This window comes from Spirosoma aerolatum, from assembly GCF_002056795.1.
GTDB lineage: Bacteria > Bacteroidota > Bacteroidia > Cytophagales > Spirosomataceae > Spirosoma > Spirosoma aerolatum.
The window spans coordinates 292663-316837 of the sequence record NZ_CP020104.1; the positions used below are offsets into that span (position 1 = coordinate 292663).

The 24175-nt window shown below is 45.8% G+C and carries 22 protein-coding genes and 1 tRNA gene; 22 read left to right on the forward strand and 1 reads right to left on the reverse strand.

What is annotated here, in order from left to right:
* Positions 1–141 precede the first annotated feature (141 nt).
* Positions 142–453, reverse strand: a complete 312-nt coding sequence (locus B5M13_RS01180; protein ID WP_080053922.1) for a sigma factor-like helix-turn-helix DNA-binding protein — start codon at positions 451–453, stop codon at positions 142–144.
* A gap of 380 nt (positions 454–833) precedes the next feature.
* On the opposite strand from B5M13_RS01180, the gene B5M13_RS34720 reads away from it, so the two are divergent.
* The 22 genes from B5M13_RS34720 to B5M13_RS01285 all read left to right on the forward strand — a co-directional run bounded on the left by B5M13_RS34720 (position 834) and on the right by B5M13_RS01285 (position 24171).
* On the forward strand, positions 834–1619 hold the full coding sequence (locus B5M13_RS34720; protein WP_449448528.1) for a penicillin acylase family protein: 786 nt from the start codon (positions 834–836) through the stop codon (positions 1617–1619).
* Between the two features lie 41 nt (positions 1620–1660).
* Positions 1661–3271, forward strand: a complete 1611-nt coding sequence (locus B5M13_RS01185; RefSeq protein WP_449448530.1) for a penicillin acylase family protein — start codon at positions 1661–1663, stop codon at positions 3269–3271.
* A 60-nt stretch (positions 3272–3331) separates the two neighbouring features.
* The gene (locus B5M13_RS01190) at positions 3332–3691 is read left to right on the forward strand and encodes a hypothetical protein (protein ID WP_080053923.1); all 360 of its coding nucleotides are present in this window, start codon (positions 3332–3334) and stop codon (positions 3689–3691) included.
* A 60-nt stretch (positions 3692–3751) separates the two neighbouring features.
* The gene (locus tag B5M13_RS01195) at positions 3752–4348 is read left to right on the forward strand and encodes an OmpH family outer membrane protein (protein ID WP_080053924.1); all 597 of its coding nucleotides are present in this window, start codon (positions 3752–3754) and stop codon (positions 4346–4348) included.
* Positions 4349–4576: 228 nt separating this feature from the next.
* Complete coding sequence (smpB, locus tag B5M13_RS01200) at positions 4577–5038, forward strand: SsrA-binding protein SmpB (protein WP_080053925.1); 462 nt, start codon at positions 4577–4579, stop codon at positions 5036–5038.
* Between the two features lie 154 nt (positions 5039–5192).
* On the forward strand, positions 5193–5708 hold the full coding sequence (locus B5M13_RS01205; RefSeq protein ID WP_080053926.1) for an HNH endonuclease: 516 nt from the start codon (positions 5193–5195) through the stop codon (positions 5706–5708).
* Positions 5709–5953: 245 nt separating this feature from the next.
* On the forward strand, positions 5954–7738 hold the full coding sequence (gene rpsA, locus B5M13_RS01210) for a 30S ribosomal protein S1 (RefSeq protein WP_080053927.1): 1785 nt from the start codon (positions 5954–5956) through the stop codon (positions 7736–7738).
* A gap of 139 nt (positions 7739–7877) precedes the next feature.
* Positions 7878–7948: transfer RNA gene (locus tag B5M13_RS01215), tRNA-Cys, on the forward strand.
* Between the two features lie 282 nt (positions 7949–8230).
* On the forward strand, positions 8231–9478 hold the full coding sequence (locus B5M13_RS01220; RefSeq protein ID WP_245859663.1) for a c-type cytochrome: 1248 nt from the start codon (positions 8231–8233) through the stop codon (positions 9476–9478).
* A gap of 57 nt (positions 9479–9535) precedes the next feature.
* Complete coding sequence (locus B5M13_RS01225; RefSeq protein WP_080053929.1) at positions 9536–12652, forward strand: TAT-variant-translocated molybdopterin oxidoreductase; 3117 nt, start codon at positions 9536–9538, stop codon at positions 12650–12652.
* An 82-nt stretch (positions 12653–12734) separates the two neighbouring features.
* Positions 12735–14165 (forward strand): NrfD/PsrC family molybdoenzyme membrane anchor subunit, encoded by a 1431-nt coding sequence (gene nrfD / locus B5M13_RS01230; RefSeq protein ID WP_080053930.1) that lies wholly within the window; start codon positions 12735–12737, stop codon positions 14163–14165.
* A 68-nt stretch (positions 14166–14233) separates the two neighbouring features.
* Positions 14234–14767, forward strand: coding sequence for a DUF3341 domain-containing protein (locus B5M13_RS01235; RefSeq protein ID WP_080053931.1), 534 nt, complete (start codon positions 14234–14236; stop codon positions 14765–14767).
* A 14-nt stretch (positions 14768–14781) separates the two neighbouring features.
* Complete coding sequence (locus tag B5M13_RS01240; RefSeq protein ID WP_170061073.1) at positions 14782–15387, forward strand: c-type cytochrome; 606 nt, start codon at positions 14782–14784, stop codon at positions 15385–15387.
* Positions 15388–15463: 76 nt separating this feature from the next.
* Positions 15464–16774: a quinol:cytochrome C oxidoreductase gene (locus B5M13_RS01245; RefSeq protein WP_080053933.1), complete on the forward strand. Its 1311-nt coding sequence runs from the start codon at positions 15464–15466 to the stop codon at positions 16772–16774.
* Between the two features lie 19 nt (positions 16775–16793).
* Positions 16794–17912, forward strand: a complete 1119-nt coding sequence (locus B5M13_RS01250; RefSeq protein ID WP_080053934.1) for a cytochrome c oxidase subunit II — start codon at positions 16794–16796, stop codon at positions 17910–17912.
* Positions 17913–17940: 28 nt separating this feature from the next.
* Entirely contained in the window at positions 17941–19824 is a 1884-nt protein-coding gene (locus tag B5M13_RS01255) for a cytochrome c oxidase subunit I (RefSeq protein ID WP_080053935.1), read from the forward strand.
* Positions 19799–20818, forward strand: a complete 1020-nt coding sequence (locus tag B5M13_RS01260) for a COX15/CtaA family protein (protein ID WP_080053936.1) — start codon at positions 19799–19801, stop codon at positions 20816–20818. The genes B5M13_RS01255 and B5M13_RS01260 overlap by 26 nt, the downstream gene beginning before the upstream one ends.
* The gene (gene cyoE, locus B5M13_RS01265) at positions 20811–21698 is read left to right on the forward strand and encodes a heme o synthase (protein WP_080053937.1); all 888 of its coding nucleotides are present in this window, start codon (positions 20811–20813) and stop codon (positions 21696–21698) included. Before B5M13_RS01260 ends, cyoE begins: the two co-directional genes overlap by 8 nt.
* 9 nt (positions 21699–21707) lie before the next feature.
* Positions 21708–22298, forward strand: a complete 591-nt coding sequence (locus tag B5M13_RS01270) for a cytochrome c oxidase subunit 3 (RefSeq protein ID WP_080053938.1) — start codon at positions 21708–21710, stop codon at positions 22296–22298.
* Between the two features lie 15 nt (positions 22299–22313).
* Positions 22314–23111, forward strand: a complete 798-nt coding sequence (locus B5M13_RS01275) for a cytochrome c oxidase subunit 3 (protein WP_020598557.1) — start codon at positions 22314–22316, stop codon at positions 23109–23111.
* 15 nt (positions 23112–23126) lie between these two features.
* Complete coding sequence (locus B5M13_RS01280; protein ID WP_080053939.1) at positions 23127–23456, forward strand: cytochrome C oxidase subunit IV family protein; 330 nt, start codon at positions 23127–23129, stop codon at positions 23454–23456.
* Positions 23457–23460: 4 nt separating this feature from the next.
* The gene (locus tag B5M13_RS01285; RefSeq protein WP_080053940.1) at positions 23461–24171 is read left to right on the forward strand and encodes an SCO family protein; all 711 of its coding nucleotides are present in this window, start codon (positions 23461–23463) and stop codon (positions 24169–24171) included.
* Positions 24172–24175: the final 4 nt, after the last annotated feature.

A 24175-nucleotide genomic window follows, 5' to 3' on the forward strand; every position in this document is an offset into this window, starting at 1 on the left:
GTTAACCAGTGGCCACATAAGTAAAGCGCCCACAACTAGCAGGCGCTCAGTAATAAAGTAACAAGGAAAACAAGTTAGAAAGACAGCAGAGCCTTAATGCCCAACGATTGACGCAGCGGTTGGTAAAGGCGGAGCCGTAAATTAATTACAGAAGGTGGTCATAACGACTAGCATGGCTTTTACACCCGCATGCTGGCGCAGATAGTCGCGCAGAAACCGGCAGGCATTGTAATATTGTGTCTTTACCAGGCTAACCGGAATCTGGAGCTTTTCGGCCACCTCTTCATTGGAGAGCCCTTGCTCTGACCGTAAGGTAAATACTAACCGACGCTGAACGGAAAGCTGACGTAACCCGTCACGAACTACTGAGCTATACTCACTCAGGGCAAGCGGTTCTTCGGTGGCTAAAAGCTCCCGGTTGTCGTTGCTGATGGTGTCTACTACCTGATACATGGCTGTTGCTTAATAGTTGTTAACGGATTATTTATATGGAACCTGCTGTGTATGCTCACGTCCATTACGTGTAAACACATCTGCGGAAATGTGTAGTTGGCCTGGAAGAGGTCGTCTGCATATGAGTGCTGATGACTCCGAAACAGGGTATCGAACGCCGTTGTGTCTTCTTTTTGTAAACGATGCGTTACTGCTGTATCGGTCTGATCCATACGTTTTGTCACCAGATGAGTGGAAACAATGGTCGTTAAAATGGGTGTTCGAGGCCTTGTAGTGTACAAATATAAACCTTTTAATCTGGTAAAGAAAAGAATACTTTTTATTTGTTGAGTGCAATAGTAAACTTGCAGAAAAACAGGCCCACGCTCCTTAACTTACCTATGCGCTATATAAAAGCTATTGTTGTTTCTATACTAACTGTTCTGCTGATTTGGGGATTAAACCGGCCATGGGGAAGTATTCCGGCGTTTGGCCCATTATTAAGTCCGTTTGTGGGATTTTGGCAAAATGCAGAATCCGCAAACGTTTCCGATGAAGAGTTAGCCATACAGGGAACCCAGGCTCCTGTAACTGTTCTGATTGATGATAAAGGGGTTCCGCACGTGTTCGCCCAGAATGATCATGACCTGTTTTTTGCTCAGGGTTACCTGACAGCCCGTGACCGGCTCTGGCAAATGGAGTTTCAGACACATGCAGCCGCTGGGCGGGTATCCGAGTTAGTTGGTGATCGGGCACTTGAGCTGGATCGTTACAATCGGCATATGGGTATGGGCTATGGAGCCGAGCAGACGTTGAAAGGAATGCAGGCCGACCCGGCTTCGAAGGTCGCTCTTGAGGCCTATACGGCTGGCGTTAATGCCTGGATTGATCAGTTGTCGCCCGCGAAATACCCCATTGAGTATAAGCTTCTCGGTTACGCTCCCGAATCTTGGACACCGCTTAAATGTGCGCTACTTTTGAAGCAGATGACCAGCACCCTCGCTAGTGGAGCTGATGATTTGTTGATGACCAATATATTACGGAAATATGGCTCAATCGTTACCGCCGATCTGTTCCCAGATTATCCAACCCTTGAGGACCCCATCATTCCCCCGGTACTCCCTGGGATTTTAAACCAGTATCTTCCCGGCCATCCCCTCCGAATGATACCACCATCAACGACATAATTGCCTGGTTTGATACCGGCTTTCGACGGCCTAACCCTGAAATCGGGTCGAATAACTGGGCGGTTGGTCCGTCAAAATCGGCAACCGGCCATCCTATCTTGGCCAATGATCCACACCTTACCTTGAGTTTACCGTCGATCTGGTATCAGATGCAGTTGGTTTCACCGACAGTTAATGTGTATGGGGCTACCCTGCCGGGCGCACCTAATGTAATTATCGGCTTCAACAAGGATGTAGCCTGGGGTGTAACAAATGTAGGGGCTGACGTGCTGGATTTTTATACGGTAAAATTTAAGGACGCTACCCACCGGGAATATTGGCATGATAATAAATGGAAGCCCACCCGCGCCCGCATCGAAGTCATTAAAGTGAAAGGGAAGCCTGATGTAGTCGATACAGTATTCTATACCCATCATGGTCCGGTTGTTTACATGCCCGGTGCAAAAGCGTTTCGGAAAAATATTCCGATTGGTTACGCTGCTCGCTGGATTGCGCATGAACCATCGAATGACCTGGCCTGTTTTTACGGGTTGAATCGGGCTAAAAATTTTGATGATTACCGGAAGGCACTCGCTCTCTACGTTGCGCCAGCCCAGAATTTTATCTTTGCCAGTAATCAAAATGACATTGCCATATCACCGAATGGGCGTTTTCCGCTGAAATGGATGGACCAGGGTAAGTTTCTGCTGGATGGCACCGACCCGGCTGATGACTGGCATGGTTTTATTCCAGCCGATCAGAACCCATTGGTCAAGAATCCGCCCAGAGGGTTTGTGAGTTCGGCCAACCAATTTTCAACCGACCGTACTTATCCGTATTATCTAAACTGGCAGTTTGCACCTGCCGAGCGTGGACGGCGTATCAACCAACGGCTGACGGCTATGCAGCATGCTACAATTGATAGCCTTCGGATGCTGCAAAACGACAATTTTAATCTACGAGCCGCCGACGCGTTGCCAGTCATGTTAACGAACATTGATGCCAGCCGATTAAATGCCGATCAGAAAAAAGCGTTGGCTTCGCTGAAAGCATGGAAAAAGAATAACGATGTGGCCGAAACGGGGGCAACAGTCTTTACGGAATGGACCCAGCGATTACTCGAAGCAATTTGGGCTGATGAATTCGATATGGGCGATTCGTTGCCCATGCGTAACCCTACTTTTGACCGTACGTTGACCATGATGCAGCGCGACCCAGAAGCTCGTTGGTTCGATAATGTAAAAACACCCGCTCACGAACGCATGACCGATGTGTTGACGCAAAGTTTTCAGGCAGCCTGTGATACACTGGCTAAAAAGCATGGAGCCTTTGGGTCGTCGTGGGCTTGGGGGCCGCACAAAAGCACATCCATTCGACATTTGTTACCCGGTGTCGATGCGTTTAGTGCGCTGAATGTACAGATTGGTGGTGGCAGTGGTATTGTCAACGCAACCAGCGAGCGAGCAGGACCTTCCTGGCGAATGGTTGTTGCACTCGGCGACCAGCCGAAAGCCTATGGCGTTTTCCCAGGTGGGCAGTCAGGTAACCCCGGTAGTCCGCATTATCAGGATCTGCTGGAAACCTGGCGAACCGGCCAACTTAACGAGTTGCTCTATCTGCAAACCGCTCACGACAAAAGCCTTCGTATTAAGCAGAAACTTGTTTTGAAGTAAAGCGGCTGGAAAGCCGCCAATTAAAGCACATAAAAGCGGCTTATCAGCCGTCCTACTACCATGATTCAAATTATTCTTATTGCTATTTTGAGTTTGCTGGCTCAGCTTATATTGCCCTGGTGGAGTTTGGCTGTCGTTGCCTTCCTAGTTTGTTTATGGCGTAGCCCAAGCGCAGGACAGGCGTTTTTTGCTGGATTTTATGGCGTAGCATTCGTGTGGCTGGCGTATGCCGTTATGCTCCATTTGCGTACCGATGGCATATTTACTGGGCGCATGGGAGAATTACTCTTCAAAACAAATAGCCCTATTCTTCCCGGATTAGTGACGGCGATTATTGGTGGATTGGTTGGTGGGCTAGCTGGTCTGTCAGGGTATTTCGTTCGTCAGGCTACTCAAAATCAAATCACGGCCCGTAGCTAGTAAAATCGTAAATCCCTCTACCTTTGTAGAATAAACTGATAACTAACTGAATTATTTCCTGTGAAGAATGCCTCGTTAATTCTAAACGTCGTTTTGACGATTGCCGTAGCTGTATTGTACTACTTGCATTTTAAAGGCCCCCAGTCCGAAAGTACCCCGGCTATTTCTACTCCTGCTGAAGCCAAAGGCAAAGCCATCGTATATGTCAATGTTGATTCACTATTGAATAAATACGATTTCTTTAAAGACACCCAGAAAGTGCTGGAAAGTAAGCGCTTTCAGTTGGAAAATGACATAGCCTCCAAAGGCAGGAACCTGCAAAACAAAGTTGCTTTCTTCCAGCAGCGAGCTGCCACCATGACGCAGGAGCAAGGTCGGGCAACAGAAGCCTCTTTGCAGAAAGAACAGCAGGATATTCTGGCTTACCGCGATCGTGCTGCGCAAAATCTTGCGCTTGAAGAGCAAACTAAAAACAAAGAGCTTTACGACGAAATTTACAATTACCTTAAAAAGATAAATGCTCAGAACAAATACGAATTTGTTCTTGGCTATACAAAAGGGGGCGGTATCCTGTTTGCTAATCCTGAGGCTGATCAGACCAAAGCCATTCTGGACGGTCTGAACAAAGAATATCAGGCAAGACAGACAAAGAAGTAAGATTTAGTGCTTTTGTGGCTATAAACCCGGCTTACTGGACATGTGCATCAGTAAGCCGGGTTTATTTGCATATAAATCTGAAATTTTCTGCGTGTGTAAACCTCTCGCGGAATTTCAACGTTGTTGCTCTTACCCGGTTAAGTAATAATCTGGTAAACTAGAGTCATTTTGAGGCAGTGCGCTCATTAGCAGGCTCATGCATCATATATCCTACATCCTATATCAATAATGGCATCTGCTTCAATTGTTAAACAGGTTGATATCCGAAACCGTCGGGCTTCGTTCGAGTATTCGTTTTTAGAAACCTATACGGCGGGTATTGTCCTGACAGGTACCGAGATAAAATCCATTCGACAGGGCAAGGTCAATTTGCAGGACGCCTATTGCCTGATTCATAACGACGAGCTGTTTATCCGGCAGATGAGCATTTCGGTCTACACAGAAGGTACATACTATAACCATGAACCCCTCCGTGACCGTAAATTATTACTAACAAAGCGGGAAATAAAACGGCTTACCGAAAAACTGAAAGATCAGGGACTGACTATCGTGCCGGTTCGTTTGTTCACCAATGAGCGGGGGTTTGCTAAGGTCGAAATCGCTCTAGCGAAGGGTAAAAAACTTTTCGATAAACGTGAAAGTATCAAAGAACGCGACGTAACGCGGGATTTGCAGCAGGAGCGGTATTGAGCATAGCCATTCGTCAGGCAATTGCGTACCTTTCCAGCTATTAGTTTGGACGGGTGACTGATGATAACCTACTGTTAACTAAATTTTTCTAAACTCTTGTCGTTATGTAGATAACTCTGTAACTTGCTACCGTACAGAGGCATCTAAACGCGATATGGGTAGGAAAGTATTAGTCTTAAATCAAGATTACAGTGCTCTCAGCATTTGCTCCGTTCCCAAGGCATTTTTGCTGGTTTATTTAGACAAAGCTGAACTTGTTGCCGAATCTGAGCAGTTCACCCTGCGAACTGTCTCCGCTGAGTTCCCAATGCCGTCCGTTATCCGGCTTCACCGATATGTCAATCTGCCTTACAAAGGCGTCATGCTCACCCGCCAGAATATCTTCAAGCGAGATGGCAATCATTGTCAGTACTGCGGTACCACTGAAGACCTGACGCTGGATCATGTAATGCCTAAGTCGAGGGGAGGGAAAACGAGTTGGGACAACCTCACTACCGCCTGTAAACGTTGTAACTCGAGGAAAGGTGACTACACGCCTGATGAAGCTAACATGAAACTGCGCCAGAAACCGTTCAAACCTACGTTTCTGGTTTTTTTACGCGAATTTTCTGGCTCTATTGAACAAAGTTGGATGCCTTTCTTAGCGAAAAAAGAGAAGGCGTTCCAATAATCGAGGAGAGAAAAGCAGAAAGGGACGAACAGAATAACGGATTTGCCAAAGCATTTCCCACATTCTGTTCGTCCCTTTCTGCTTTTCTCCTCTTTTTCAAAGAGTTTTGCGCCTTCCGAAACTTTTTTCTAAAAGCAATTGCTATCTTTGCAGGCCTTTTTTACAGGTAATCAACTTATAACCAAAAGTCAGCTCGCCATTGACCTACGGGCTGATGTACTGAGTGGGTCAGGAAAACATTTTTTATGAGCAAAACGCAGCAACGCGAACTGCCGGCATTTGATTGGGACCGCGCAGACAACAAAGGGTTTGGGAGTGGCTATTCGGATGCCGAGCGCAACCGGATGATGGAACTGTACGACAATACCCTGTCGGAAGTTAAAGAAAAAGAAGTAGTAATGGGAACCGTCGTTGGGATAACGGACCGGGAAGTATTACTCAACATTGGATTTAAGTCGGATGGCTTGGTGCCTGCTTCAGAATTCCGGGATATGCCCGACCTGAAGATGGGTGATGAAATTGAAGTTTACGTAGAAAATCAGGAAGACCCGAATGGCCAGTTGGTACTCTCGCGCAAGAAAGCGAAAGTCATTACCGCATGGCAGAAAATTCAGCGTGCGCTCGACGAAGACCTCGTAATCGATGGTTTCGTAAAACGCCGGACCAAAGGTGGTCTGATTGTCGATATTTATAGTGTAGAAGCGTTCTTGCCAGGTTCGCAAATCGATGTGAAGCCAATTCGTGACTTCGACATCTTTGTGGGCAAGAAAATGGAGGTTAAAGTTGTTAAGATCAACTATGCAAACGATAACGTAGTCGTTTCGCACAAAGTCCTGATCGAAAAAGACCTCGAAGCACAACGTGCTCAAATCCTGAACAACCTCGAAAAAGGTCAGGTACTCGAAGGCGTTATCAAGAACATGACCAACTTCGGTGTATTCATCGATCTGGGTGGCGTCGATGGTCTGTTGCACATCACAGATATTTCTTGGGGCCGCATCAGCCATCCATCGGAAGTACTTCACCTCGACCAGAAAGTCAACGTGGTGGTTCTGGACTTCGACGAAGACAAAAAGCGGATTTCGCTGGGTATGAAGCAACTTCAGGCTCACCCATGGGACGCTCTGGCCGAAGATATCCAGGTTGGCTCGAAAGTAAAAGGCAAAATCGTGAATGTCGCCGATTACGGTGCATTCCTCGAAATCATGCCAGGTGTAGAAGGTCTGATCCACGTATCGGAAATGTCATGGTCGCAGCACCTGCGTAACCCACAGGAGTTCCTGAAAGTGGGCGACGAAGTAGAGGCTGTTGTACTGACGCTCGATCGGGCTGATCGCAAAATGTCGTTAGGCATTAAACAACTGACCGAAGATCCCTGGACTCGTCCAGAATTGCGTACAAAATACGCCGTCGGAACGAAGCACAAAGGGGTGGTCCGTAACCTAACTAATTTCGGTCTATTCCTTGAACTAGAAGAAGGTATCGATGGTCTGGTCCACGTATCTGACCTGTCGTGGACGAAGAAGATCAAACATCCTTCAGACTTCATCAAGGTTGGTGACGAACTCGAAGTAGTGGTACTGGAACTGGATGTTGATAACCGTCGTCTGGCCCTGGGTCACAAGCAACTTGAAGAGAACCCATGGGATACGTTCGAAACCGTATTTGCAGTAGGTACGATTCATCGTTGCACCATCCTGAGCAAAAACGATAAGATGGCCACTCTTGAACTGCCATACGGTATCGAAGGCTTCTCATCGCTGAAGAATCTGGCGAAAGAAGATGGAACGTTTGCTGAAGTTGGTGAAACGCTCGATTTCAAAGTAACCGAATTCTCGAAAGAAGAGAAGCGTATCATGCTGTCGCACACGAAAGCATGGCAGGAGAAAAACGAGCCTGTTAAAGAACCAAAAGCACCAAAAGCTTCTGCTTCGAAAGCAGGTTCAACGTCAGCTCCTGAGCGTGGTGCTACCCTGGGCGACCTTGATGCACTGGCAGCGCTGAAAGAACAAATGGAAGGCCGTAACTAATACGGATTAATTTTGGTTTAAAAAATACTCCTGTCTGTTATGGTCAGGAGTATTTTTTTAGAGTCGCTTTTCACAAAACGAGATAAAATCGTATATTTGCAGTCCCGAAAGCATGGCTCTTCAAGTGAAAGGGAAATAAGGTTCCGTGGCCGAGTGGCTAGGCAGTGGTCTGCAAAACCTCGTACAGCGGTTCGAATCCGCTCGGAACCTCTTCAAAATCAGTAAGCAAATTGCCAACTTTACCATCTTGTCCGACTTCAATTGAACTCGTGCGGGATGGTATTTTTTATTTTCTCCCAACCAAGTAAGAATTAGTTAAACGGGCGTAGGAGTTGATAAAAGGCTCTTAATTAGAAAGAATATAAATAAAAAAGAGTGCTCAAATAACTAAACACCAACTTTTGCCTATCCAGCAATCGTGTCGTACTTTTGGGCGCTAAATAAAAAGCGGTAGTGATTATGTTGATTCACTCAATTAATATAGTTCATAAAATGAGTCGTTTATACAAGCTTGGCGGGGCCCTGATCCTAACGCTCATGCTATTGGTTTCCAATAGTCAGTTGAGAGCACAGGACGCTGCACCTGCTGGTGGTGCTGATGTTGAAAAAGGGAAGACCTTATTTACAAACAACTGCGCTCAGTGTCACGCGGTGACAGACGAGAAAGTTGTAGGCCCTGGTCTTAAAGGTGTAGAGTCTCGTACCCCTGGTAAAGATTGGTTACACAAGTGGATTCGGAATTCATCAGCTCTGATTGCTTCGGGTGACCAGTATGCCAATCAGGTCTTCAACGCCAATGGTAAAGTGCAGATGTCGAGCTTCCCCAGCTTAACCGATGCCGATATCGATGGTATCTTAGCCTACATTGATCAGGCTAACACAGCTCCTGAAGGTCAAACAGCAAAGCCAGGCGAAAATCCAGTAGGTCAGCAGGGAGGTGGTACAACAAGTGGCCCCTCAGAACTATTCACGTTTGTACTGGTTGCCTTGTTGATCGTTATGCTCCTTGTGCTTGGTGTTCTGCTGGCCATTGTAAGCATTCTGTCGAAAGCAGTAGCACCAGCTACAGTTGAAGGGGTAGAAGTGCCTTCGAACTTCGGCCAACGGTTGAAGACAGGTCTGTCGAACGCGTTCAACAATCCTACGCTTCGTACAATCGTCATCTGGTTGTTTTTGTTAGTGGTTGCTAAAGAAACCATCGATGGTGCTTATGGCGTAGGTATTCAGCAAGGTTATGCGCCGAAACAACCTATTGCGTATTCGCATAAACTGCACGCTGGTCAGTACAAAATTGATTGTAACTACTGCCACACGGGTGCACAAAAAGGTAAGAACGCTACCATTCCGGCCGCCAACATCTGTATGAACTGCCACGGCGTTATCAAAAAAGAGTCGCCCGAAATTCAGAAGATTTATACGGCTATTGAAGAAAATCGGCCAATTGAATGGGTTCGGGTTCATAACCTGCCTGATCTGGCTTACTTCAACCACGCACAGCACGTAAACGTTGGGAATGTAGCCTGTCAGACCTGCCACGGTGAAATTGAGAAGATGGAAGTGGTTGAAGCTCGTTCATCACTGACCATGGGCTGGTGTATTGATTGTCACCGCCGGACGGATGTGAACACGAAAGACAACGCTTACTACGACAAGCTGGTGGCGTTGCACCGGAAAGAAAGCAAAGAGCCGCTCAAAGTAGCTAACATTGGCGGCCTTGAATGTTCAAAATGTCACTATTAATCCACCGGGCCGTGTAGGCCAGCTCAACCAATAGGGTACTTACCGCATACAACACGCATGGAAAATACATCTAAACGGTATTGGAAAGGGCTCGAGGAGTTACGCAACGACGCTACATTTGTTAAGAATGCCAACAGCGAATTTGCTAACCCCGACCTGAGCGAATCGTCGAATGACCTGGAAGAAGGTTTGCTCGGTGGCTCAAACACCCAACGCCGTGACTTTCTGAAAGTAATGGGATTTGGTATGGCTGCTGTGTCGCTGGCCGCCTGTGAAACGCCGGTTCATAAAGCCATCCCGTATATCAACAAACCGGAATTTACCTTCCCTTCAATTTCTGACTATTACGCATCCACCTTCGTAGAGGGTGGCGATTATGTTTCTGTTCTAGTAGAAACACGTGAAGGTCGGCCTATCAAAATAGAAGGTAATCCATCATCAACTATATCGAAAGGGAGGACAACTGCACGGGCTCAGGCTTCGGTGCTTTCGCTCTACGATATTGATAAACTAAAAGGTCCCAAACGTGGCGACGCTGATATCGACTGGGATACAGCCGACCGCGAAATCCTTAGTCAACTGAGTTCAGTAGCTGCGAAAGGTGGTGCTATTCGGATTGTTTCGTCTACGATTCTTAGCCCGGCTACCAAAGCCGTTATCGCTGATTTCGTAGCGAAATACCCAACCGCTCGTCATATCATGTACGATGCAAACTCAGTATTCGGAATCAAACAGGCTAATCAGGCTTCGTTTGGTAAGGCCGTTATTCCATCGTATGATTTCAGTAAGGCGCAAACCATCGTTAGCGTCGGTGCGGATTTCTTAGGAACATGGATTGCGCCTATCGAATACATGGGGGCTTATGCAAAAGGTCGTCAGGTTGGTGCTATGGCAGGTGGAAAGAAAACCATGTCGCGCCATTATCAATTTGAGACCGGCCTTTCGATGACGGGGGCTAATGCGGACTATCGTACAGCTATTAAGCCATCGCAGGAAGGGTTAGTTGTTGCAGCACTTTATAATAAGGTTGCGGCCAAAGTAGGCGGGGGGGCATTGAGCACACCATCAGTTGATGTCGCTCATCTGGACAAAGCCGCTACGGATCTGGCCAATTCACGTGGTAAAGCATTGGTTGTTTCAGGTTCGAACGATCCGAACGTTCAGACCATTGTCAATGCGCTGAATAATCTGTTGGGCAGCTATGGCACAACGATTGACATCAATACGCCGGTAAATTATCGCCAGGGTGACGATCAGCAGATGAATGCATTCATCGATGAAATCAAAGGTGGACGGGTTGGTGCAGCGTTCTTCATTGCTGCTAACCCTGTTTACGATCATCCTCGTGGTGCTGAATTGGCTGAAGCGTTACCCAAAGTTCAACTGTCTGTATCATTTGCTGACCGGGCCGACGAAACTGCATCATTAGCCAAATACATTACCCCTGCTCCACACTATCTGGAATGCTGGGGCGATGCTGAGCCAAAACAAGGCTACTTTAGCCTGATGCAGCCAGCGATCACACTAATCTTCAAAACTCGTCAGTATCAGTCAAGCCTATTGAAATGGGCGGGCAAATCAGCCGATTATCAGGCTTACCTGAAAAATTACTGGCGTGCTAATCACTATTCTCAGGCATCGGGCTTTAGTTCGTTCGACGCATTCTGGGTAAAATGTCTGAACGACGGTGTGTTGGAGCCAAATGCTGGAGCCGCTTCAGCAGGTGGTGCCTCCTTCACGGGAAACATAGCCCAAGCTGCAGCTGCCATTGCACAACGGTATAAGCCAACTACAGGTATGGAGCTGTCTCTCTACGAGAAAGTTGGTGTAGGTTCCGGCGCTATGGCTAACAACCCTTGGCTACAGGAGTTACCAGATCCCGTTTCGAAAGCTTGTTGGGATAACTACGCATGCCTTTCACAGAAAACGGCGAAAGAAATAGGCGTTGCTCAAAATGACATGGTAACCGTAACGGTTAACGGTAAGTCGGTCGAATTGCCTGTACTGGTGCAACCCGGACAAGCCGACAATACAGTGTCGATTGCGATTGGGTATGGTCGTGAGAAAGCTGGTAAATCAGCCAATGGCGTTGGTAAAAATGCTTTCCCATTGGTTAGCCTGACTGGCGGTTATGCTACCTATGCGTCTTTCAGCGCGAAAGTAGAAAAAGCCAGCGGTTCGCATGAAATTGCCCAAACGCAGACGCACGAGACTGTGATGGGTCGTAAGGCTGTTTTGCAGGAGACTGTTTTAGCGGCTTACCAAAAAAATCCGAAAGCTGGCCGGTACGAGCCCAAAGTACAAACCTCCGAAGGTCCGGTTAATCCAACCGACATTACTCTTTGGAATGGATATGGTAAGCCGAACCATTCATGGGGTATGGTTATTGACCTGAACTCCTGTATTGGTTGCGGCACTTGCGTAGTTGCTTGCAATGCTGAAAATAATATTCAGGTAGTTGGCCGGAAAGAAGTACTCCGTCGTCGTGAAATGCACTGGATGCGGATCGACCGATACTACAGTAGCGATGCTGATGTTGAAGACTACACTGCTTTGGAAGTGGCTTCGGCTAACCCGGAAGTAACCTTTCAGCCAATGCTTTGCCAGCACTGTAGCAATGCTCCCTGTGAAACGGTATGTCCAGTATTGGCAACGACGCACAGTACGGAAGGTCTGAACCAGATGACGTACAACCGTTGTATCGGTACTCGTTACTGTGCGAACAACTGTCCTTACAAAGTGCGACGGTTCAACTGGTTCAAGTACTTCGATAACGATAATTTCGATTATCATTTTAACAATGATCTGGGCAAAATGGTCATTAACCCAGACGTAACGGTTCGTTCGCGGGGGGTTATCGAGAAGTGTTCATTCTGCGTACAACGGATTCAGGAAGGTAAACTGACTGCTAAAAAAGAGCGTCGTCGGTTAGCGCCGGATGAAATTCAGACCGCTTGTGCACAGTCTTGCCCAACCAACGCTATTATCTTCGGTGATTTGAATAACCCAGAAAGTACCGTTTCGAAAGTGGTTATGGCCGAGCAGGAAGGACGAGCTTTCCACGTATTGGAAGAAATTAACGTGCGGCCGCAAATTTCGTACTTGACGAAAATTCGGAATAAGGACGAAGAGGCAAAAGATAACAAAAACGCGAAGCAGGAAACGCCTGCATAAACTCAATTACGACTTACGATGGATAAGTTCAACGTCTGATATCGTAATTCGTACATCGTAAATCGTAAATACAGTAAGTATTATGTCGCATGTTACATCAGCTGTAAGAACCCCTCTCGTTACCGGTGGCAAAACCTACGCCGACGTAACGGAGGATATTAGTAAGCAGGTTGAGGGCAATCCGACCCGTGAATGGACCATTGCCTTCACGATTGCGGTGATTGTTCTCACTTACGGAACAGCCTGTCTGTTCTGGACGTGGTGGGAAGGTCTGGGCGTTTGGGGGCTGAACAAAACCGTCGGCTGGGCCTGGGATATTACCAACTTCGTATGGTGGGTAGGTATCGGTCACGCAGGTACGCTGATCTCGGCTATTTTGTTACTGTTCCGTCAGAAGTGGCGGACGGCGGTAAACCGGGCGGCTGAAGCCATGACGATCTTCGCCGTTATTTGTGCGGCCAGCTTTATCATGATGCACGCTGGTCGGCCCTGGGTAGCTTACTGGTGTTTGCCACTGCCTAACACACTGGGTTCTCTCTGGGTTAACTTCAAATCACCGCTAGTTTGGGACGTATTTGCTATCAGTACCTACTTTACTGTATCGCTGGTATTCTGGTATATGGGTCTTATTCCTGATCTGGCTACCATTCGCGACCGCGCAAAAAGCAAAGTATCGCGCTATATCTACGGTGCTTTCGCGATGGGCTGGAATGGTTCAGCAAAAACCTGGGCTCGTTATGAATACATGAGCTTGATTCTGGCTGGTCTGTCTACACCCCTTGTACTGTCTGTACACACAATTGTAAGTATGGACTTTGCTACCTCGGTAATTCCAGGCTGGCACACAACTATCTTCCCGCCATACTTCGTTGCTGGTGCTATCTTCTCAGGCTTTGCCATGGTACAGAACCTGGTGCTTATCATCCGGGTTGTATTTAAACTGGAAGATTACATTACAGTTGAGCACATCGAATCAATGAATAAGGTCATTACCCTGACCGGTTCAATTGTAGGGGTAGCCTATCTGACAGAGTTCTTCATCGCCTGGTATTCGGGTGTTGAATTTGAAGCATATGCATTTATCAACCGGGCAACGGGGCCTTATTGGTGGGCTTATTGGGCCATGATGACATGTAACGTAATTACTCCCCAACTGTTCTGGTCGCGGGCTATTCGTCGGAGCATTGTCTGGACCTTTGTTCTGTCGGTTGTCGTAAACATTGGTATGTGGTTTGAGCGATTTGTAATTATCGTTACCTCGTTGCACCGCGATTACCTGCCATCAAGCTGGGCCATGTTCCACCCAACCTTGTTTGACATTAGTGATTACATTTTCTCGTTTGGTCTTTTCTTTACCTTATTCCTACTGTTCTCGAAATTCCTGCCAGTAGTAAACATGGCCGAAGTTAAAACCATTATCAAATCGTCGTCTGAGAAATTGCCGGTTTCGGTATCGGGCGTTGCGAAAGGTGAGCGCGTTGCAAATCCAACATTTAACAAAAACGTAGAGTAATAACCTATTCGGTTTGCGGTTTCCGGTATTATGTTGCCGAAAACCGCAAACTGTAAACCGGATAAAGTATGTCAGACGCACACGATAACGGTAAATTCCTAGTCGGCATCTTCGACGATGATGATGTGGTTTTACAGGCCGTTAAAGAAGTTAAAAAAGCAGGTGTTCGGATTCATGAAGTCTATTCACCTTTCCCAATTCACGGATTAGACGTTGCGTTGGGTCACCCACGTACGCGCCTGGGTATTGCCGCCTTTTTGTTTGGTATGACCGGTACCCTCTGTGCGCTAGCCCTGACGTTTTATACTGAAGGTTTCGATTGGCCAATGATTGTCGGTGGGAAAGATTCGTACTCACCAATTATTTATGTACCAATCTTTTTTGAGTTAACAGTACTTATTTGTGCCTTGGGCATGGTAGGCACCTTCCTGATATCAAATGGAATGGGCCCAACGGTAAAGCCTCTTATGTTTGACCTTCGGACGACCGATAATAAATTTGCGATGGCAATCGACCTGAACCAAAATAATATCGGTGAAAGTGATATTGAGCAGATTCTGAAAAAATCAGGCGCTGCTGAAGTAAATGTTAAGCAGTTCTAATATTCAGAATGGGAATGATTACTAAACATACAAGTGTAACCGCGCTGGCTATTATTGGACTGATCATTACAGGGACGTCCTGTAAAAGAGGCCACGATAATACAGGCGTTGAATATGCACCTCAAATGTATGAAGCGGTAGGTTATGAACCTTACCGTCAGATTCGGCCAAATACCATTAACCCTCAGGGACTGAACATGCGTCTGCCTGCTCGAGGAACAGTGGCTCGACCAAACTATCATACAAAATTTGGAGAAGGTGCTGAGGCCAAAACTGATTTAATGATTTATAATATTCCGGCTGACAGCATTGAGATTGCAGAGCGGGTACTGACCAACCCGATTCCGGAAACCGAACAGTCATTGGCCGAAGGCAAAACGTTATATACTCGTTACTGCAGCCACTGCCATGGTGAAACAGGAAAAGGTGATGGACTGGTCGGTAAAGAATATAAAGGGGTGCCAAACTATTCTTCAGATGCATTGAAGACACTGAATGATGGACACATCTTTCACGTAATTACAAACGGGAAAGGCCGTATGTGGCCGCATGGGTCGCAGATTACACCTGAAGATCGGTGGAAAATTGTACAATATGTACACAAATTACAACAAGGATAATTTTGAGCTCATAGGATAGGAGTTAACAATACACCTTTTCTAATGACTGAAAACTGAAAACTGAAAACTGTTAAGAATGGCATCGGCTCACGCAATACCGTCCTTAGACGAAGAATTTGAATTTACCGCAGAGTCCAAGCGTCGAATAATGATTGGCCTTGGTGTAGGAGTAGTGCTGGTTGCGATCGGCGCATATCTTCTGGCATCAGGGGCTGGTTCGCACGAAACCCACGTGGCAGCTCATACCGCCGGTGGGCATGAGGCTCATGAAGGAGCTCATCATGCCTACAAATGGACTAATCGCTTATGGGCTAATGTTTGGCTGAACGCTATTTATTTTACAGGCGCTTCAGTCATTGGCATGTTTTTTATGTCTTATAACTACCTGGCACAAGCAGGTTGGTCGGTTGCGTTCAAGCGTATTCCTGAAGCTATGCCAGCCTATTTGCCATTTATGGGGATAGCCGTATTAGCTGTATTTTTCATTGCTGGTCACGATCTGTTTCACTGGACTCACCCAGGTCTATTTGATAAGTCGAGCCCGGAATTTGATCCGATTATCAATGGAAAAAAAGGATTCCTTAATACCCCTTTCTATTTGACTCGGGTTATCCTGTATTTTGTCTTATGGTACGGCTTATGGCGAATGCTGCGTAATTTCTCACTTCAGGAAGACTTGTATGGTGGTACTGATTACTACGAAAAGAGTATCAAGTTTGGAACAGCTTTCCTGCTTGTCTTTGGAGTAACATCATCGACATCAGCCTGGGATTTTGTCATGTCGATCGATACGCACTGGTTCAGTACCATGTTCGGTTGGTATACACTGGCAAGCTGGCACGTAACTGGATTGGCTATTATTACACTGACAGTTGTAACGTTACGTGAGCGAGGATACATGCAATGGATTAATGAAAGCCATCTGCACGATTTAGGCAAATTTATGTTTGCTTTTACAATCTTCTGGGCATACGTATGGTTCGCACAGTTTATGCTGATCTACTATGCTAACCTGCCTGAGGAAACCATCTATTATCGTGAACGTTTTAGCGGATATGGTGGAATCTATAAAGTCCCATTTATCGTTAATATCTTCTTGTGCTTCGTTTTCCCCTTCCTGATCCTGATGACTAGGGATGCCAAACGGACGAATATTATTCTGAAATTGGCAGCCTGGTGTATTATTGTAGGCCACTACTTCGACTTCTATAATAATATTATGCCGGGAACCGTAGGAGAACATGGTGGATTCGGACCTATGGAGTTTGGGATGATCTTGATTTTTGCCTCTGGTTTTGTTTGGTCGCTTTATTCTCAACTAGCAAAGGCAAACCTGATTCCAAAGAATCACCCTATGCTAGAAGAAACGCTGCATCACGATATTTAATTAATAACTGTACAGAACAATGGTTTATATAATCGCTATATTATCGGTAATCTTTCTGGGACTGGCAGTGATGGTCATTTCTCGGATGGCTGCCGTAGTACAGACTGCCAGAGGTCCCGTCGATGAAGATCGGATTGGCATGAGTAATCGCTTAAATGCAGCATTGATGGTTGTTTTCTTTGTTGTAGGTCTGATTGCGGCAATCTGGTCATTTCTTCATGCCCGGCAATTTTTCCTGCCCGAAGCTGCTAGTCCTCATGGTCGCCATACAGATTTTCTTTTCTGGCTGTCGATGAGCATTATTACTGTTGCGTTTATCGTAACAAACGCCTTATTATTTTTCTTTGCCTGGCGTTATCAGTATCGACCAGGACACAAAGCTTCTTACTATCCAGAAAACCATAAACTGGAATTGATCTGGACGGTAATTCCGGCTGTTGTTATGGCGCTGCTTGTATTTACAGGATGGCGGGCATGGCGCGATATTATGGCCGAAGCTCCTGAAAATGCACAAGTCTTTGAATTGGTAGGTAAGCAGTTCAACTGGATTGCTCGCTATCCTGGCGTTGACAATAATAAACTGGGTGCGTTTAACTACAAACTGATTGATAGCAACAACGAAACAGGTATCGATTATACAGACGAATCATCGTTCGATGATTTCGTTTCGACTTCGGAACTGCACATTCCAGTTAATAAGCCTATTCTTCTGAAAATCCGCGCTCGTGACGTTTTGCATAGTGTATTCATTCCTCACCTGCGGGTAAAAATGGATGCTGTGCCTGGTATGCCAACCCGTTTCCAGTTCACCGCCGACAAAACGACGGATGAAATGAAGAATATAACGGGTAATCCGAACTTTACGTATGAAATTGCTTGTACGGAAGTTTGTGGTCAGGGACACTTCTCTATGCGAATTCGTTTAGTTGTTGAGGATGAAGCTTCTTGGCAGGCATGGTGCAAAGAACAAAAGCCTTTGCTGACTTCATCACCCGAACTGGCATCACGTATACCAGCTAACCTGAAAGCAAAAGCGGCTAAATATCTGTCAGCCCCAGAAACGGCTGCTCCTGCAGATACAACCACGGCATCAATTGTTAAAACTGGAGAGACTGTAGCCAGCGCTGCAGTCCGTTAATTTCTAAACTTACAAGAAACCAAATACTATGGCGACTGTAGCAGCTAACTCGGCAACTGTGGCCCATGCGGCAGAGCATGACCACCATGAGCCACAAAGTTTTTGGCGCAAGTACATATTTTCAGAAGATCACAAAACGATTGCGAAGCAATACCTGATTTCAGGGATCATTTGGTCAATCATTGGTATTAGCCTATCGGTAATGTTCCGGCTTCAGTTGGGTTTTCCTACTATGAAGCTCGACTTCCTACGGCCAATTCTCGGAAACTGGATCAATGAAACAGGTAAGCTTGATCCAGATTTCTATCTGGCACTAGTAACAATGCACGGAACCATCATGGTATTCTTTGTATTGACGGCTGGTTTGAGTGGAACCTTCTCGAACTTTCTGATTCCGCTGCAAGTAGGCGCACGGGACATGGCATCAGGCTTTCTGAATATGCTATCCTACTGGTTCTTCTTTCTAGCCAGTATGATTATGCTGGGTTCTTTGTTCATTGAAACAGGTCCCGCGGCTGGTGGTTGGGTAATTTATCCGCCATTAAGTGCGTTGCCCCAAGCACATAAAGGGTCTGAACTTGGGATGACCTTGTGGTTGATTAGTATGGCTTTGTTCATTGTATCGCAGTTGTTAGGCGGTATTAACTACATTACGACGGTTATTAACCTGCGTACTCGCGGTATGTCGTTCAGTAAACTTCCACTGACGATCTGGGCCTTTTTCCTGACGGCTGTTCTCGGTCTGATTTCATTCCCCGTTCTTCTTTCGGCGGCACTGCTGTTGATCTTCGACCGTAGCTTCGGTACAAGTTTCTATCTGTCTGAAATCTACATTAAGGGTGAAGCACTACCAAATGTAGGGGGTAGCCCAATTCTGTTCCAACATTTGTTCTGGTTCCTGGGCCACCCAGAGGTGTATATCGTACTACTTCCTGCTCTGGGTATGACTTCAGAGATTATTGCAACCAACTCACGTAAGCCTATCTTCGGCTACCGTGCTATGATTGCCTCCATGATGGGTATTGCATTTCTGGCCTTTATCGTATGGGCTCACCATATGTTTGTAACAGGGATGAATCCTTTCCTAGGCTCAATCTTCATGTTCCTGACGCTGATCATTGCGGTACCATCGGCTGTAAAAGCGTTCAACTACATTACAACGCTATGGCGTGGGAATATCCGGTTTACACCAGCTATGCTGTTCTCAATCGGACTTGTATCGTTCTTTATTTCGGGAGGTTTGACGGGTATTATCCTGGGTAACTCAGCTCTGGATATTCAATTGCACGATACGTATTTCGTAGTGGCTCACTTCCACCTGGTAATGGGTGCTGCTTCTGCATTCGGTCTGTTAGCTGGGGTTTATCACTGGTTCCCAAAAATGTTTGGCCGTATGTTGAACGAGAAGCTTGGCTATGTTCACTTCTGGCTGACCTTTATTGGTATCTATCTGGTATTCTTCCCAATGCACTACATCGGGATTTCAGGGTTCCCGCGTCGGTATTATGCCTTTACAAGCTATGATTTCACGAAGAACATCTTCGCTGATATGAACAGCTTCATTAGCCTTGCTGCTATCTTTACGTTTACAGCCCAGTGGATTTTCATCTGGAACTTCGTGTATAGCATGTTTAAAGGTCGGAAGGCTCCGCAGAATCCATGGAAATCCAACACATTAGAATGGACGGCGCCAATTAATCCTGGACATGGAAACTGGCCTGGTGAAATTCCTGCTGTTTATCGTTGGGCCTATGATTATAGTAAGCCAGGCGCTAAGGATGATTTCATTCCCCAAAACGTGCCTTACTCACAAACTCCAGAATCAAACCTGCCTCATGAAAATGAGTTGATTGGCCTGGAGAAAGAAATTGAGGCACAAAATCTGAATGACCAGTTCAACCAGCCTCATTAATAAACAGGAACAGCGCTTCCAGAGTCTGGCCCTACTGACAATTGTTGCCATTTATCTGGTCATTTTGGCCGGTGGTATTGTTAGAGGGACTGGCTCTGGAATGGGCTGTCCAGACTGGCCGAAATGTTTTGGCCGTTGGATTCCCCCAACCGAAATTTCCCAGCTTCCGGCTAACTATCAGGAGATATACGGGGCCAAGTTGAAAGGGGAGGTTGAATTCAATCCCGTAAAGACCTGGATCGAGTATGTGAACCGTTTGGTTGGTGTCCTAGCTGGCTTCTTGGTTTTCGCCACCTTATTGACATCACTTTCATTTTGGCAAAAAGATAAAGCCATTGTTTGGGGAAGCTTTACGGCTTTCTTCCTAATTGGCCTGAACGGATGGCTAGGGTCTAAAGTAGTATCGACGGAGCTGGCCCAGTACATGATTACCATTCATATGCTGCTGGCTATTTTAGTTGTTTTTGCCCTACTTTTTGTATGGGTTCGTTCTCGAGCTGCTCAAGTAGTCGTTAATATAGCACAACAAAAAGAAGTTGGATTACGCTGGTTGGCACTAGGGTTGACTATTATAACAATCGGACAGATTGTATTAGGAACTGAGGTAAGAGAAGCGCTGGACCTTGTTGTTAAAAAACTGGGTTATGTTCAACGCCAAAATTGGATCAGTAGCCTGGATTGGCGCTTTTATGTGCATCGTTCGTTTTCGCTGGTAGTATTGACCGGGCATTTAACCCTAATTTATCAGCTACGTAAGTTGGGCAAATTCAAAAATTTGACCTGGGTAGTGAACGGTTTACTTGCTTGTCTTCTATTAGAAATAGGGACAGGCGTTGTTATGGCTTATTTGAATGTGCCAGCCGTGGCTCAGCCAATTCATTTATTGTTGGCTATTCTTTTGGTCGGCTTACAGTTTATTGCAGTACTCGCATTAACACCAGGTATTAGTTTACCAAAGACTGTTAAGCGAAATATGGAAGTAGCCCATGCTTGATACGGAGAGATTAGTAACGATAGGTGCGTTTAGTGATAAGGCGAAGGCATACGTTGAATTAATAAAGTTAAAGCTAACGCTGGCCGTTGTTTTCTCGGGAGTGTTTGGCTATTGCTTAGCGAGCGATCAGGTCAATTGGCTAAAGCTTATCCTATTAGTTATTGCCTCTATCGCTATAACCGGCTCGGCAAATATTATCAATCAGATAATCGAGAAAGATTCAGATAAGCTGATGAAGCGTACCTCAGTGCGGCCCTTGCCAACAGGACGGCTGACGGTGCGAGAAGCGGCAACCTTTGCGTTTGTCTTATTTGCAATTGGCTGCTATCTATTCGTAGAAGTTTTTAATATACGGGCAGCAGCGTTGGCTGTTTTATCATTGCTGCTCTATGGGTTTGTTTACACTCCGCTCAAGCGGAAAGGGCAAATTGCCGTATTTGTAGGTGCCTTACCTGGTGCTTTTCCTCCAATGATTGGCTGGGTGGCTGCAACAAACCATTTTGGCTGGGCTCCTGGCATTCTGTTTGCAATTCAATTTTTCTGGCAATTTCCGCATTTCTGGGCAATTGGCTGGCTTGCCTTCGATCAATACAAGAAAGCAGGTATACAGATGATGCCTGGTGATGGTAAAACAACCGAAACAGCGTTTCGTATTATGATTTATACGCTGTTTTTAGTCCCAATTGGTTGGCTACCGTATTTTCTGGGAATGACAGGCATTAATTCGGCATTAGTAGCCATGTTTGGTGGAATCTTGTTTTTGGCGCAAACGTTCCATTTAATGAGAACCTGTACGGATAAGGCAGCCCTGCAAATGATGTTTGGCTCATTGCTTTATCTGCCTATCGTGCAGATTGTGTATCTGTTAGATAAAGTGTAACAACAAATCATGAGCGAATTAGTAAATAACATAACCTTAGTTGAAGAGCCGGAAGAAACGCTCTCGATGAATCCCCGTAAATTCATCTTATGGTTATTCATTGTTAGTATTATTATGCTCTTTGCCGCTATGACCAGCGCGTATCTGGTACGCAGAGCAGAAGGGAACTGGCTGGAGTATGCTATACCGTCTATTTTTTATTATAGTTCGGTCGTACTGGTAATTAGTAGTTTAACTATGCACTGGGCTTACTTGTCTGCAAAAAAAGACAACTTTGACAATCTGAAAATTGCGATAACTATTACTTTTGTGCTTGGGGCGATTTTTTTGTACATGCAGTTCCTGGGATGGGTTGATCTGGTCAATGAAAACGTATTTTTCGTTGGTAATCCTGCAGGTTCATTCATGTACATCTTTACAGGATTACATGGTTTCCACCTTATCTCTGGTATTATCGTACTGGTGTTTGCGCTGGTAGCTGCGTTCCGACTCCGAATCCATGCCAAGAGCCTGAATCAAATTGAGATTGCGGCAACGTATTGGCATTTCTTAGATATTTTGTGGTTGTATTTGTTTTTCTTTTTAGTCTATTTTCATTGATAATCTCTTAGACGCATGGCGGCTACTGTAACACACGATACCCTAACAACCGACTCGGACGCTATTTTCGATAAGAAAACCTGGATGGGTGGTGTTGAACCAATGAAAGTGAGCTACGGCAAGCTGATGATGTGGTTCTTCCTGATCTCTGATACCTTTACGTTCTCAGCTTTGCTGGTAACTTATGGTCTGATTCGGTTTAGCTATCCAGCCTGGGACCCGGCTATTTATGGGGAGGTATTTAAATTCTCAAACCTATACTGGCCAACACCTGAAATGGTGTATGCTGCCGTTCCCTTCCTGCATGGTGTACACGCTCCACTGATCTTTGTAGGGATCATGACATTTATCCTGATCTTTAGTAGTGTTACCATGGTGTTAGCCGTCGAAGCGGGACATCGGATGGATCAGGCGGATGTTGAAAAATACATGCTCTGGACTATTTTAGGTGGTTTTACGTTCCTGGGTAGCCAGGCCTGGGAGTGGTCGCACTTTATTCATGGGACAGAAACAGGTACGACAATTAGTGAAATTGTCAATGGCCAAACGATTCAACGGACTATTTTTGGTGCTAATCTGGTTGAGAACCAATACGGACCTCCGGCTTTTGCTGACTTGTTCTTCTTCATCACTGGTTTCCACGGTACACACGTATTTAGTGGTGTTATCCTGAATATTCTGATTTTCTACCGAGCAGCCACTGGCCTGTATGCTCGTCGGGGTCATTACGAAATGGTTGAGAAAGTTGGTCTGTACTGGCACTTTGTCGATCTGGTTTGGGTATTTGTATTCACGTTCTTCTATCTGGTTTAATAACCACCTTTAAAAATGTCTGATCACACACACGGGACCCATGAAGTTGGTGAAATCCCACCCGCAAATACAGGTGCTATCTGGCGTACTTTCTGGATTCTTTCAGCTATAACAGCTGTTGAATTTACCCTTGCTTACTTAATGAAAGCGGGTGGCTTACGCACATCGTTCTTCGTTATCATGACATTGGTGAAAGCCTTCTATATTGTTGGCGAGTTTATGCACCTGAAACATGAAGTAAAGAGCCTGATTTGGGCTATCGTCATTCCGATTGTTTTTGTTATTTGGTTATTAGTTGCCTTGATGACTGAAGGAGCCTGGATTGGCGTTTCAGTATTCGGTTGATACTATGAGTACTAATCAAAAAGCCGGGATCCTGCTCGCTACGCTGCTGGTCCCGGCTTTGTTGTATTTATTCCTTCGGTTTGGTACGCAAAACCATTATGTTTTGCCTCGTTATCTACCCAAAATTGACTCGACGAAAGGAGAGCCATTAATGGGGAAAGTGACCTTACAAGATGGCAGCGTAATAACCGACACGGTTTATAATCACATTCCCCCGTTCCGGCTGATCGATCAGGATGGGAAAACGGTCGATCAGTCAATTGTTAAGAATAAGATTTACGTAGCTGACTTTTTCTTTACACGTTGTGGCACTATTTGTCCGCGTATTTCGTCTCAGCTCACTCGTGTTCAGGATATTTTTCGGGAGAATCCTTCTATTGTTTTTTTGTCGCACACTGTCGACCCAGAGCATGATCGGCCTGCGCAGTTGAAAGCCTATGCACAGAAATATGAAGCTATTCCGGGAAAGTGGTATTTCCTGACTGGAGACAAGGCTGCGATCTATGATTTAGCGATGCATGGATACTACTTGCCAACGGTCGATGCAGGCGTGAAAGAGGGTAAACCTGACGAAACTTTTATCCATAGCGAAAAGTTGGTACTGGTAGATAAAGAGGGGATTGTCAGAGGGTTTTACGACGGTACCAATAAAGAAGATGTGGATCGGCTGATTCTTGAAATTCGTGTACTTCTGGATATTTATAACAAAGATTAACGGT